This is a genomic window from Brevibacillus sp. FSL K6-0770, assembly GCF_038000275.1.
In the GTDB taxonomy this organism is placed as follows: domain Bacteria; phylum Bacillota; class Bacilli; order Brevibacillales; family Brevibacillaceae; genus Brevibacillus; species Brevibacillus parabrevis.
This window is the reverse complement of sequence record NZ_JBBOBQ010000001.1, coordinates 2317195-2329326: the sequence shown is the minus strand read 5'-3', so window position 1 is coordinate 2329326 and position 12132 is coordinate 2317195. Positions and strand designations below refer to the sequence as shown.

The window sequence follows — 12132 nt, the reverse complement described above, 5'->3', positions numbered from 1 at the left end:
CGTTGTCCTCCTCAAATAGGATGTATTGTGGGCTTATGCTTGGTTATTTCGCACGTTTATAAAAAGGAGCGGCAACAACAACAGCTTTCAGTCGTTTTCCGCGAATTTCCACTTCAACCTCTGTGCCAATCGCCGTGTGCTCGCTTTTGACCAGGGCCAGACCAACGTTTTTCTTCAAGGTCGGGGATTGTGTCCCTGTGGTCACTTCTCCTACCAGCTCTTCTCCGACATAGACCGGATAGTGCGTGCGCGGAATGCCGCGATCGATCATCTCGATCCCTACCAGCTTGCGAGGCGCGCCGTTTTCTTTTTGCGCTTTCAACACCTCTTGGCCGATGAACGGCACTGCTTTATCTACCTTCACCGCGAAGCCGATACCCGCTTCGATCGGTGTAATGTCCTTGCTCAGTTCCTGACCGTACAGTGGCAGCTTGGCTTCAAAGCGCAGCGTGTCACGCGCCCCCAGTCCGCAAGCAACCAGACCGTCTTCTTTGCCTGCTTCAAGCAGGGCGTCCCACAGCTCTGCCGCACGATCCGCAGCCAGGTAAATCTCGAAGCCATCTTCGCCCGTGTAGCCTGTACGGGATACCAATGCCGGAATACCGCTAACCTCTACATCGCGCTCAAAACGGAAAAAGCCGATTTGGGACAGATCCGTTTGGGTCAGCTTTTGCAAAATCGATTCAGCCAAAGGCCCCTGGATCGCAATCTGCGCCGTTTGCGGCGAGATATTTTCGATCGTGACGCCCGGAATCAGGTGCTCCTGCAGCCATGCATAGTCTTTGTCAATATTGCCAGCGTTGATGACAAGCAGGTAATGGTCGTCTGCGTATTTGTAAACGAGCAAATCGTCGACCGTACCGCCGTCCGGGTAGCAAAGCACGCTGTATTGAGCTTGTCCCACTGCCAGCTTGGAAACGTCGTTGGTTGTCACGCGCTGCAAGTATTCGAGCGCGCTCTCGCCTTTTACGTCCACCTCTCCCATGTGGGATACATCAAACAAACCTGCTTTCGTGCGAACAGCTTCATGCTCCTGACCAATGCTGGAAAACTGTACAGGCAGCTCCCAACCGCCGAAGTCGATTGTTTTGGCGCCGTATTTTGCATAGGAATCAAACAGTGGCGTTCTTTTCAGATTGGACATGTGTGGCACCTCCTAAAGGCAGATAGTCGGCATTTTTCCCCATGAAAAAACAGAGGCGAAAAAACGGGTACACCAAAAGAAAGGTGCCCATTTCTCCTCCTCTGTCCTTGGTACCTGAGAGTTACCTTGCCAATCAAGCTCGGCGGGGATCACCGGGCTTGCAAGTTTCCCCTTTGGTGGCTCGACATGCGAGCTCTCTCCAGAGTTGCGTCCAGTAGAGGTTCTTTTGCCTGAGAGATTCACCGTTACCGGCTTGCTCCTTCGGCGCTGCAGTGGTTCACGCAGTCTCTCCCTGCTACTATCATTCGCGTTGGTTAGATGGTCATACATAAGTTTTTGCTATGATTTCCATACTAATGAACGAACTTCCTCTATATCCTACCATGAGAGTCGACAGTTGAAAATATGCAAATTAACAGTCAGATCAAGAAATACTTAACAAAGTGATGAACATTACCCATAATGTTAAGTTTTTTATTAAAACGCATGAAAGTTATGGCAGAGCTGTGTAAAGGAGTAACGTATATGCCGAATGTTCCTGTTTCATTTGACACGAGCTGGATATCGCCGCTGACCGAGCGGCTGCACGAAGATGGTCCATGGGACAAGTGGGAGCTGTTCAAGCTGGCGCTGGAAGCAGAAGAAGCGATGGCGGTTCGCGAGTTCGATTCTTTGCAATGCCTGAACTACTTGCCGCTGCTCTCGCCTTTTCCCCATCAGCTCCAGACGGCGGAACGCGTGCTGAATGACATGCGCGGCCGCGCGATTCTCGCGGATGAAGTCGGATTGGGCAAGACCATCGAGGCAGGGTTGATCATGAAAGAATACATGGTCAGAGGCTTGGCGAAAAAAATTCTCGTCCTCGTTCCCGCCTCTCTCGTCATTCAGTGGACAAAAGAACTGCAACAAAAATTCGGCATTCCTGCCGTCGCGCAAAAAAAAGAGTACATGTGGCGTCAGCACGAAGTCGTCGTCGCTTCCATCGACACGGCCAAACGCGACCCGCATCGCCGCCATGTGCTCGATATCGACTACGACATGCTCATTATCGACGAAGCGCACAAGCTCAAAAACAAGCGAACCCGAAACTATCAATTCGTGAAGGAAATTCGCAAAAAATACTGTTTGCTGCTCACCGCCACCCCTATCCAGAACGAGATGGACGAGCTGTACAACCTGATCAATTTGCTCAAACCGGGGCATCTGGGCCACTCGACGTCGTTTTCCACCAATTACGTCGAGGGAAAGCGCCAATCGAAAAACAGCGAAAAATTGCGCGAAGAAATCGAAAAGGTCATGATTCGCAACAAGCGAAGCGACGGCGGCATCCAGTTCACCAGCCGCCGCGTGCAGTCGATTCCCATCGAGCTGACGCAGGAGGAGATGGAGCTGTACGAGGGCGTCACGCGCTTTGTCCACGATCAGTACAAGACGGGAACCGGGCTGTTCAATTCGCTCGCTCTCATCACGCTCCAGCGCGAGGTTTGCTCCAGCAAGGAAGCCTCCTTCATGACGCTGTACAACATGCATCAACGCACCAGCGAGGAGTCTTTGCTGCGGGCGCAAATACTGGAACTGGTGGAGATGATCAAGCGGATCGAGACGCATTCCAAGGCGGCCAAAACGGTCGAGCTGATTCAGCAGATCAACGACAAAGTGATCGTTTTCACCGAATATCGGGCCACGCAAAATTACTTGCAAAAATATTTGCATGACCACGGAATTACCTCTGTGCCGTTTCGCGGCGGCTTCAAGCGCAGCAAAAAAGACTGGATGACCGATCTGTTTCAAAACCGCGCACAAGTGCTGATCGCGACAGAAGCAGGCGGCGAAGGGATCAACCTGCAATTTTGCAATCAGGTGATCAACTACGACATGCCTTGGAACCCGATGCGTGTCGAACAGCGAATCGGCCGCGTTCACCGTCTCGGGCAAAAGCGGGATGTGCACATTTACAATCTGTCCACGGTCGGGACGATTGAAGAACATATTCTCAAACTGCTGTACGAAAAAATCGATCTGTTTGAAATGGTCATCGGCGAACTCGATGATATCGTCGAACGCCTCAACCTGAGTTCCTCGCTGGAAGAAAACTTGACGCAAATTATTATGGACTCCGCATCCACGCGCGAAATGGCTTTGAAGCTGGACAACATGGGGCACGCGATTCGCGCAAGCCGCCAGCCGCACGTCGCCCCTGCTCTCTCGGAAGCCGCCGAGCAGTAGTCTGGATGCCCCCAACTAGCCAACAAGAAAAGAGGTTCCCTGATGCAAGCCAACCAGGTCAGGCAATTCGTAGAGCGCTATCTCGCGACTTTTTCTGCTCACATCGTCGAATCCCACCCCGACTACTTGACGGTCAAGCTGCCTGTCGAGGTCGACAAAGATATCGGCAACCGGCCTTTTTACTGGAGCTGGGTCGACAAAATGAATCTGGCGTACCAGCCGCTCGTGCTCACCTTCGCCTTTCACCCCGACCGCATGCCGGATGGGCTGCGTGCCGAACACCTGCACCTCGGCGCCGGGCGCATGCAGCAAATTTTTGCCTCGGCGAAAAAGCACGGTCAATTCGTCTGCATGTACGAGCAAAATACCGCTTCGCTCCCCGCCACGGGCAAACGCCGTTCTACGCCGCTCGTTCCGTGGCTGGGCATCAATCTAAAAGTGTCGTTTCTGTGCGACAAGCGGCGCGATCTCATGCTCTACCTCGGGGTCAACCTGCACCAGCCGCGGGTCGTGCACGACTTTTCGACGTACTTGTTTCAGTTGCCGCTCTCCCCTGCCATCCCGGACTATTTCTATACGCTTGATCGGAAAATTTCCGTAGAGGATGCGCTCCAGATGGCTCGCCAGGAAGCCGAAGCGGTCATCGCCAAGGAAGACCAAGCGTGGGCTGCCGAGGCAAAAGCCCGCTTGGCGGAAGAACTGGACATTCTCGCCGCCTACTACGAAGAACTGGCGAAGCGGGAGCCGCAAGCAGAGCAGGCTGATGCGGACGACGAAGAAGCGGAAAAAGCCGAGGAGCCGCAAGCAGCGCAAGCCATCGTTCCCCTCCCGCAAACGGAAGCTCCTCCTGTCGCGGAGCCTGTTGTCGAAGCAGCGCAAACCATTGACGAATACCGCTCATCTGGCGGGCGAATCCTCGACTTTTTACGTGCGAATGGGATTCAGGTGACACCACGGGAAGAAATCAATCAGGAAGAGTGGAAAAAAAGCACGCCGGAAGAAGAAAAACAGCGGCGAATGGACGAGCTGCGCTGGCAGTATGAACCGCGCATCGAGGTTCACTTCATTAACGGCGGGCTGTTTTACTTGCACTCGAACCCGCCTGTTCAAAAGCTTTCTGGCGCAAAAACGGTGCGCCATCTTCCCGCAAACGGGCGAATCATGTAAAAGATCAACGAGAAGTAGTGTGAGAGGAGTGACAAGTTGCAACAAATCTTTTTGTCATAGCTGGTTACAATAGGAATAGGATAGCCAGCGCAAAAGGTGGTGCATGTTTGTGACCAGACGATTTCTGCCCTTTCTCGGGGTCCTCTTGTCTTTCGTATTGATCTCCTGGCCCGTTCATGCCGAGGAGCAAGGCGGCTGGGAAAAAGCGTTTCAGGCTCAAATCCAGACCTGGATGAAAGAGCTCGCAAGCCGTGATCCGCAATTCAAAGAGTGGCAAAAAGCTGATACAGAAGTACAGACGCTCGGCCCGAACCAGCATCAATGGCTGGTCAGCATCAAAAAAGCCGACAAGCAAGTAGGCTATCTGGTCGTCGGAGAAACAGTCGAATCGAATGTCCCGGAAAAATTCGTCTTGCTCGAATACGGCGTCGGGGAATACATTTTGTTCGACGATGCCTTCGCTCCCCGGGAAATTGCCGCTGAGCCAGTCTACGACGGATTCGCTTCCCACTGGCTGATTGCCCGCCAGTCTTCGGCGCAAATGGTGAACGCCAAAACAGGCGAAGCTTATCCCGCTTCGTTTGCAGCCAACGAACCAACCGTGCTGCAAAATCTGGTGCAGACAGGACAAAAACTGACCCAGACCCGCACTTTGCAATCGGCGCAGACAGACCCGTTCGACCAGATCGGCTGGTTCAACCAAATGCAACGCGGCAGCGCCGTTACGTGGTCAGAGCTGTGGCAACAGCAAAACAACGCGTCAGTTACCCTCACTGTTTCCTTGTACCACGCCCAGGTGCTGGCTCCTTACGCTGTCGGCTCGCTCCATTTGTGGAACGACCAATCTGCCTATGTGGGGGTCTGGGATGAAGGACTGCGCTTTATCCCTTACGTCTACGCTGACAAGATCGGCAAATTTTACGTATCCAGCCCGCAGGTGCGGCCGCCTCAAAGCTGACATATCGCTTCGTATGTATAAAAAAACAAGCTCCCCTGCCAGCGTGCAGAAGAGCTTGTTTTTTCGTTGTTTGCGCCGTCGGACGCCATTTTTTCGATCAGTGATGATCTGTTGGAGAAAGGCGTTCATGCACGGCGTGGAAAACTTCCGCGGCTGTCATGCCCTCCGCATTGATTATCGGCGCACCCGTAATCGTCTTGTTTTGATCGCCAAGAACGTTCACATCCTGGCCAGTGATCACGATCGCATCGACCACTTGCTGCCAGTTTCCCAAATCAACCACATCGTAGCCGTTATCGCACAGCATTTTGCGAATTTGAGAAAGGGAGTTTTCTACCGCTACTCTCGCCATACGCACGCACCCTCCGTCCGCTTACCATGGTGTAGGATTATTTGCGCCACAACAGCCGGATCGCCATGGGAATTGCCCCAAACCAGCGTGCAGACCAAGGCTCACGTGGAGCCTTTCGCTGACGCCGTTCGTCTTTTGGAGTATCCATGTACTGCACAAACAATTTCGTCAGGTACTTCAAATATTCTTGAAAGGACATCGCACGTGACCTCCTTCGTACTCGCAGATGCACGCCGTCGTTCACCGGCAAAAGCGCTGTCCTTTTTATTGTTTCCCGTCTTCTGTGCTTTCAACCACGCGCTGCTTAATTTCCTCCACGATTGCTTCCAGGCTTTTTCCGGTCGTATCCACCTGAATCGGGGCAAAATCGTACGCTCCTGCGCGTTCTGCCATGAGCGCCGTCACCCGTTCTGCCACCCCTGTGGCAAGCAAAGGACGAGCTGTGTCGTTTTTCAGCCGTCGTATCAGTTCTTCTACGGTTGCATGCAGGGCGATGACGATTCCTCGTTCCAGCATGACTTTTACATTTTGCTCGCGCAGGACGACCCCTCCGCCCGTTGTCAGCACTTGCGGCCCTTCATTCAGCAGCCTGGACAGCTCAGCCGACTCCACATCGCGAAAATAAGTTTCTCCTCGCTCTTCGAAGAGCTTTGGGATCGAGCGGCCTTCCTTATCCACGATGGCGGTGTCCAGGTCTGTATGCGCAAGCCCCAAAGAAGCGGCCAGCGCAGCGCCAACGGTCGTCTTGCCTGTTCCCATAAAACCGACCAAAATCAGGTTTTTCATTTTGTTTCCGACACCTTTCCACTCGATCTGCGCGTTTGTATTTTGACTGTTCTCTCATCGGGATTGTACTGGGTATCAAATTCCAGAATCGTCGCGAAAAACGACAGCGGCACCATCGTCCGCTCCTTGATCTCCATCAGCGGATGGCCGAGATCGAGCTTCTTGCCGTCGCGAATGGCAAAACGCTCGCGTTCTTTTACGTACACCTCGTAGCCGTTGCCCGTGATGCGGATCATTTGTTTTTCCTTGTCCCAGCTAATGGCAAGCCCCATCTTTTCCCCCAGCTCGCGCAACGGGAAATACACCGTGCCGCCCGTTGCCCGCGCCGAAATGGACGGATAGTAGCTCATATTGTTGATGACAGTCGTAATATACGGCTCCAGCTGAACCGTTCCCATGCCCTCGCGGTTCGATTTTTTCGTTGCCGTGACGAAGTATGAAGCCTCGCCTTGCAACGTCTGGCCCAGCGCCTGATCCAGATGCTCTGCCCCGATCACGCTGCCGTGGTAATTTTGCTGGACACGGTGGAGAAAACGCTTGTAGGCGTCATCCCCGATCTGCTTGCGCAAATGGTCGAACAAAAGGGCACCTCGGGAGTACCACGTCCAATGAAATTCTTCTTCCGTGGCGAACTTCTGCAACGGCTTGTCCAGCTTGCCATCCGGATAGCGCTCCTGCAAACGGCGGGCGTCATGACTGTACTCTTCCAGCAAGGTCGTTGCCGATTGCGCCCCGTACCGATTTTGCAAATAGTGGTACACGCTCAGCTCCACAAGCCCCTCGTCCAGCCAGCCGTGAGACGCTTCCAATGTCGCTACGCTGTTATACCACCACAGATGGGCAATCTCATGCGGAAGCCAGTGGTCAATCAGATTGCGCTGGTACATGTCGCGCTTGAACACGGCGAGATTGGCGTATTCCATCGCATAAGTTGTCCCCGTGCTCGTCTCCGCGATGGCAACATGCGGATAAGGAAGCGGCCCGTACCAGTCGGTGTACGTCGGAAAGACCGATCCGGCGATCGCCTTGATCCGCTCGATGTTTCCTTTGTCTACAGACGCGATATCAACAGACAAGTTTGGAGTAATCTGAACGGTTTCCACCTGGTACAGCGGACTGCCGATCAAGGCGAAATTCAGCAGCTTTTTGCCCTCGTAATGAATTTGCTGCTTGCTGCCATCAATCGCTTTCGCATTTCCTCTGCCCCAGGAACTGACCCAGTTGTAGCCTTTTGGCGAGACAAAGGACACGTTGTAATCGGCGTAATGGTAGACAAACGGATCGCCAAAATCAACGCGTTGCGGCGGATCGTACCACTTTCCTTGCTGATTTTGGGCACCGAGCATCGGGTACCACGTCGTCAACGTCCAAATGTCATCCTTGACACCAAACCTGGTTCCTCTCCGCGGAACCGGATTTTCGAACTCAATGGCAATAGCTCCACGCAATTCCGAGCCTAGCGGGTTTGCCAGCTTGACGGTCGACAGCCCCCGCTCAAAGGCAAGCGGCTTGTCTTTATAGCGAATCGATTTGACTGCCAGCTTGTTCCACAAATAATCGTAGACGAAGAGGCGTACATCCGCTGTTCCCGGATTGTCAAATTCGATCGTCATTTTTCCGGTAATTTTCGCTTCCGACGTATGCAACTCGGCTTGAATGTTATACACGGGATGCAAGTCTTTCACAAGGGAAGGCAACGGCGGATCGTAGGAAAACGGATCGACCCCCGGCTGCTCTGCCACGGTCGCCTGGCTCGTTTGAAAAAAGCCCGAGATCTGCGGCCAGTAGCTGATGATCCCGATGGAGCCAAACATGACGAGAATGGTGATGCATACTAATAAGCTTGTTTTTTGCAAAGTCTTCATGACAGCCCCCAAAAATCGCTCGGCTGCAAGCGTGCGTTTTTTATCGTAATGGATAGGATAGACCGCTTGCGGGTCGACAAAACAGTCGTACCGTTTTGTTCCATTGTAGCAAATAAAGGGCAGGGTGAGTAGAAATTCAGGAGATTCTGTCGAGAAAAAGCCGTCCGCCCTCGCAACAGCAAGGGTGAACGGCTCCGTGTGCTACCACGTCTCGTACATGATTTTTCCCGTTTGGGACAGGTCGTAGCCGCCAACTGCCTCAAGCTCCTTGGAAAAGGCAGCGGAGTGGAGAATATCCATGACCGTTTTCAGCAGCGCCCCGTTTTCCTCCGTTTTGAGAATGACGAGATCGTATCGTTCCTTGATCAGCGGAACAAACTCAACGCCGACCATGCGAGCCGCTTTTTCAATGCCCACTCCCACATCCGCTTCCTTGCGTGCGACCACTCCCGCTACAGCCAGATGGCTGTTCTCCTCCCGCTCGTAGCCATTCACGTCCCGCCCTGTGATGGACGCCAGCCGAAACTGCTCCTCGATCAGCGTGCGTGCCCCCGATCCTTTTTCCCGGTTGACCATCCGCACCCCGGACTTGGTCAGATCGGTCCAGGACAAAAGCTGTTTCGGATTGCCAGGCTGCACATAAAAGCCGGCCCAACGAGCCAACATGTTAACGACGACAAAGCGATGGCCGGATAAAAGACGGCGGACGTAAGGAACGTTGTAATAATCCATCGTCTCGCCATCAAACAGATGGGTGCTGACGATATCGGCTTTGCCTGTATACATGGCGACCAGACTGTTCAGCGAGCCTTGGTAGGAGCGCAGCGGACGAAGTGCTGCATCGCTTTTTTCCAGATGGCTGGAAAGCAAGTCGAGGCTGACATCCTGACCGCTGATGATGACATTGCGTCCGGTTGTCGGCTGGGCTTGTCCCGGCACAGGCAACGTGTACGCCACCGGCTGCGCAGCCGCACGGTATCCCCCTTTGGCGCGCGTTTTGTACGCCTCCAGGTCGCTTTCGTCCACGCGCATCTGTCTCCCGACCCGATAAGCCGGCAGTTCTCCTTTTTTAATCAGATCGTAAACGGTCAGTTTGGAGATGCGCAAAAGCTTGGCAATTTCTTCTGTTGTGTACGACTTTTCATGGCTCATGTCATGCCTCCGCTCGGTTCTTTCCTTTCATTTTCTTTCAATTCTCGTAAAATCGCAATTGATTATTCACATATAGGAACTATAATTTATTTATATCCAGTTATAATTAAATATAACGAAACATCACATTGGAGGTTAGTTTTGATGAAAAAGCAATGGCTCGCTTTATGCGCAGCATTTACCCTGATGCTCGGCGCGTGTTCGACTTCCCAAACAGCTCCGCAGGCAAATGAGCCTGCCAAAACAGAGAACAGCCAACAACAACAGGCTCCACAGGCAGAGCTGATGATTTCCGCAGCGGCAAGCTTGACAGATGCCCTGAACGAACTGAAAACGGGCTTTGAAGCAGAAAATCCGGGAACAACCCTTACTTTCAACTTCGGCAGCTCTGGCAAACTGGCGACACAAATTGCCCAAGGCGCTCCTTCCGACGTCTTCCTGTCCGCCAGCAAAAAAGACATGGACGGACTGGACGAAAAACAACTGATTGTCAAAGACACGCGCCAAGACTTTACGAAAAACTCGCTCGTCCTGATCGCGGGAAAAGACAGCTCGATCGCGATTACTTCTTTTGAAGAACTGAACAATCCAGACATCAAGCACATCGCTGTCGGTGAGCCTGAGTCGGTTCCAGCGGGACGTTACGCCAAAGAAACGCTGGACACGCTGAAAATGTGGGAGTCGTTGAACGGCCGCATGGTATTCGGCAGTGACGTTCGTCAGGTACTGACCTTCGTGGAATCGAAAAATGCCGAAGTCGGAATCGTCTATTCCAGCGATGCCGCGATCTCCAAAGACGTGAAGGTACTCGCTACAGCGAAGCCGGAATGGCACAAGCCAATCGTCTATCCAGGTGCGGTCATCAGCGCTTCCAAACATACAGATGCAGCAAAAGCTTTCCTCGCCTACTTGACAAGTGACAAAGGAAAAGCGATCTTACAGAAGTACGGATTCCAATAAGCAGCAAAAGTTTATGACCGTTTGTGATTCACACAAGCGGTCACATTCTATTTCATGAAAAACGTCGAGACGTTCTCGCAGAAAAAAGGTGGGTTAGCGATATGGAAACGAATCTGACACCTTTGATGCTGTCGTTAAAAGTGGCTGCGCTATCCACCTCCTTTGTTTTTGTGCTTGGCATGCTTGGCGCGCGCTGGATGACGCAAAAAGAATTTTGGGGCAAAAACGTGCTGGAGTCTTTTTTCCTGCTCCCGCTCGTCTTGCCCCCTACTGTTGTCGGCTTCGGTCTGCTGTTGCTGTTCGGAAAAAACGGATTTTTGGGCCAACTGCTTGAGCAGTGGTTCGGTATCCAGGTCGTCTTTACGCTGTCGGGAGCGGTGATCGCCTCGATCGTCGTCTCGTTTCCGCTAATGTACCAGAGCGCCGCCGCAGCTTTTACCGGAGTCGACCAACGCCTGGAAAATGCCGCACGCACGATGGGCGCATCCGAGTGGCGCGTTTTTTGGACCGTCGCTTTCCCGCTGGCTTGGCCAGGGCTTTTGGCAGGACTTGTGCTGTCGTTTGCCCGCGGCTTGGGAGAATTTGGGGCCACGCTGATGCTCGCAGGCTACATCCCGGGAAAAACGGACACGATTCCGGTCGCCATCTATTTTGCCGTGGAAGCCGGACAAATGGAAAAAGCGCTGTTTTGGGTCGTCATCATCGTATCGCTCGGCATGGGCACCACCCTATGGCTCAACTGGTGGAGCCGACGCAACGTGCGCAGGTACGCCAATCAAAAGTAAGGCAGGAGGGAGAGCGTCATGCTGGAAGTAGACATTCAGAAGCGCTTGCCAGATTTTGTGTTGGATGTCTCCTTTTCAACCGAACAGGAGATTGTCGTCCTCTTCGGCCCATCCGGTTCGGGCAAGACGACCATTTTGAACAGCATAGCCGGGCTTGTCCATCCCGATGGAGGGCACATTTCCTTGAACGGCCGCACGTTTTACAGCGCGGGGCAAAAACCGCTCGCCGTGCAGAAGCGCAACGTTGGCTACTTGTTTCAGGATTACGCCTTGTTCCCGCACATGACCGTTTCCCAAAACATTCGCTACGGTCTGCGAAAAGGGCACGAACTGCATCTGGAACCGCTTTTGACGACAGTCGGAATCGATCATCTTCTGGACAAGTACCCGCACCAGCTTTCGGGTGGGCAAAAGCAGCGTGTCGCGCTTGTGCGGGCACTCGCTACGGAGCCGGACATCTTGCTGCTGGATGAACCGCTTTCCGCGCTGGATACAGCCACGCGCAAGCAATGTCAGGACGAATTGCTCCGGCTTCACGAAATGTGGGGCATTCCGTTTCTGCTCGTCACCCACGACCGGGACGAAGCGGAAAAGCTCGGAGATACGATCCTTTTGATGGAAAACGGGAGAATCGTGGAAGCAAGCGCGCAAAAAAGCCATACAGCAACGTCGTCTTCCTGAATCGCAGGAGTTGGCGTTGCTGTATGGCTTTCTTTTATTACGGGATGGCTGCCAGT

12 protein-coding genes and 2 riboswitches are annotated in these 12132 nt (G+C 53.2%); of the genes, 6 read left to right on the top strand and 6 right to left on the bottom strand.

The genetic code is table 11. The features are described from left to right. Positions 1-43 precede the first annotated feature (43 nt). Positions 44-1144, bottom strand: a complete 1101-nt coding sequence (gcvT, locus tag NST23_RS11380; RefSeq protein ID WP_122965811.1) for a glycine cleavage system aminomethyltransferase GcvT — start codon at positions 1142-1144, stop codon at positions 44-46. Between the two features lie 91 nt (positions 1145-1235). Then, positions 1236-1352: riboswitch (glycine riboswitch) on the bottom strand. Next, positions 1353-1449: riboswitch (glycine riboswitch) on the bottom strand. A 220-nt stretch (positions 1450-1669) separates the two neighbouring features. Between gcvT and NST23_RS11375 the strand changes: the two genes are divergently transcribed. The 3 genes from NST23_RS11375 to NST23_RS11365 all read left to right on the top strand — a co-directional run bounded on the left by NST23_RS11375 (position 1670) and on the right by NST23_RS11365 (position 5495). After that, positions 1670-3370, top strand: a complete 1701-nt coding sequence (locus tag NST23_RS11375) for a DEAD/DEAH box helicase (protein ID WP_173599162.1) — start codon at positions 1670-1672, stop codon at positions 3368-3370. A 42-nt stretch (positions 3371-3412) separates the two neighbouring features. Further along, positions 3413-4537 (top strand): YqhG family protein, encoded by a 1125-nt coding sequence (locus NST23_RS11370; protein WP_122965809.1) that lies wholly within the window; start codon positions 3413-3415, stop codon positions 4535-4537. Between the two features lie 109 nt (positions 4538-4646). Beyond that, positions 4647-5495, top strand: coding sequence for a hypothetical protein (locus NST23_RS11365; protein WP_173599164.1), 849 nt, complete (start codon positions 4647-4649; stop codon positions 5493-5495). Positions 5496-5592: 97 nt separating this feature from the next. Here NST23_RS11365 and NST23_RS11360 read toward each other — a convergent pair whose 3' ends face one another. The 5 genes from NST23_RS11360 to NST23_RS11340 form a co-directional block, all read right to left on the bottom strand. Beyond that, positions 5593-5847, bottom strand: a complete 255-nt coding sequence (locus tag NST23_RS11360; protein ID WP_063230799.1) for a YkuS family protein — start codon at positions 5845-5847, stop codon at positions 5593-5595. Positions 5848-5884: 37 nt separating this feature from the next. Beyond that, a complete protein-coding gene (locus NST23_RS11355; protein ID WP_083955784.1) occupies positions 5885-6046 on the bottom strand; it encodes a YqzE family protein in 162 nt (53 codons plus the stop codon). Positions 6047-6111: 65 nt separating this feature from the next. Then, entirely contained in the window at positions 6112-6633 is a 522-nt protein-coding gene (locus NST23_RS11350) for a shikimate kinase (protein WP_173595753.1), read from the bottom strand. Then, positions 6630-8498 carry a stalk domain-containing protein gene (locus NST23_RS11345; protein WP_173595752.1) on the bottom strand — a complete coding sequence of 623 codons (1869 nt, stop codon included), beginning with the start codon at positions 8496-8498 and terminating at the stop codon, positions 6630-6632. The genes NST23_RS11350 and NST23_RS11345 overlap by 4 nt, the downstream gene beginning before the upstream one ends. Positions 8499-8699: 201 nt before the next feature. Continuing rightward, a complete protein-coding gene (locus NST23_RS11340) occupies positions 8700-9650 on the bottom strand; it encodes a helix-turn-helix transcriptional regulator (RefSeq protein WP_340963692.1) in 951 nt (316 codons plus the stop codon). Positions 9651-9794: 144 nt separating this feature from the next. On the opposite strand from NST23_RS11340, the gene modA reads away from it, so the two are divergent. From modA to NST23_RS11325, 3 genes are all read left to right on the top strand, one after another. Further along, positions 9795-10610: a molybdate ABC transporter substrate-binding protein gene (gene modA, locus NST23_RS11335; RefSeq protein ID WP_007785283.1), complete on the top strand. Its 816-nt coding sequence runs from the start codon at positions 9795-9797 to the stop codon at positions 10608-10610. Positions 10611-10711: 101 nt separating this feature from the next. Beyond that, the gene (modB, locus tag NST23_RS11330; RefSeq protein WP_007785281.1) at positions 10712-11395 is read left to right on the top strand and encodes a molybdate ABC transporter permease subunit; all 684 of its coding nucleotides are present in this window, start codon (positions 10712-10714) and stop codon (positions 11393-11395) included. Positions 11396-11413: 18 nt separating this feature from the next. After that, a complete protein-coding gene (locus tag NST23_RS11325; RefSeq protein ID WP_007785279.1) occupies positions 11414-12076 on the top strand; it encodes a sulfate/molybdate ABC transporter ATP-binding protein in 663 nt (220 codons plus the stop codon). Positions 12077-12132: the final 56 nt, after the last annotated feature.

What these genes read in the sequence shown, in the direction of transcription:
- modA (WP_007785283.1), top strand. Translation starts at nt 9,795, where the DNA reads ATGAAAAAGCAATGGCTCGCTTTATGCGCAGCATTTACCCTGATGCTC.
- modB (WP_007785281.1), top strand. Translation starts at nt 10,712, where the DNA reads ATGGAAACGAATCTGACACCTTTGATGCTGTCGTTAAAAGTGGCTGCG.
- NST23_RS11375 (WP_173599162.1), top strand. Translation starts at nt 1,670, where the DNA reads ATGCCGAATGTTCCTGTTTCATTTGACACGAGCTGGATATCGCCGCTG.
- NST23_RS11345 (WP_173595752.1), bottom strand. Translation starts at nt 8,498, where the DNA reads ATGAAGACTTTGCAAAAAACAAGCTTATTAGTATGCATCACCATTCTC.
- NST23_RS11355 (WP_083955784.1), bottom strand. Translation starts at nt 6,046, where the DNA reads ATGTCCTTTCAAGAATATTTGAAGTACCTGACGAAATTGTTTGTGCAG.
- gcvT (WP_122965811.1), bottom strand. Translation starts at nt 1,144, where the DNA reads ATGTCCAATCTGAAAAGAACGCCACTGTTTGATTCCTATGCAAAATAC.
- NST23_RS11360 (WP_063230799.1), bottom strand. Translation starts at nt 5,847, where the DNA reads ATGGCGAGAGTAGCGGTAGAAAACTCCCTTTCTCAAATTCGCAAAATG.
- NST23_RS11340 (WP_340963692.1), bottom strand. Translation starts at nt 9,650, where the DNA reads ATGAGCCATGAAAAGTCGTACACAACAGAAGAAATTGCCAAGCTTTTG.
- NST23_RS11350 (WP_173595753.1), bottom strand. Translation starts at nt 6,633, where the DNA reads ATGAAAAACCTGATTTTGGTCGGTTTTATGGGAACAGGCAAGACGACC.
- NST23_RS11370 (WP_122965809.1), top strand. Translation starts at nt 3,413, where the DNA reads ATGCAAGCCAACCAGGTCAGGCAATTCGTAGAGCGCTATCTCGCGACT.
- NST23_RS11325 (WP_007785279.1), top strand. Translation starts at nt 11,414, where the DNA reads ATGCTGGAAGTAGACATTCAGAAGCGCTTGCCAGATTTTGTGTTGGAT.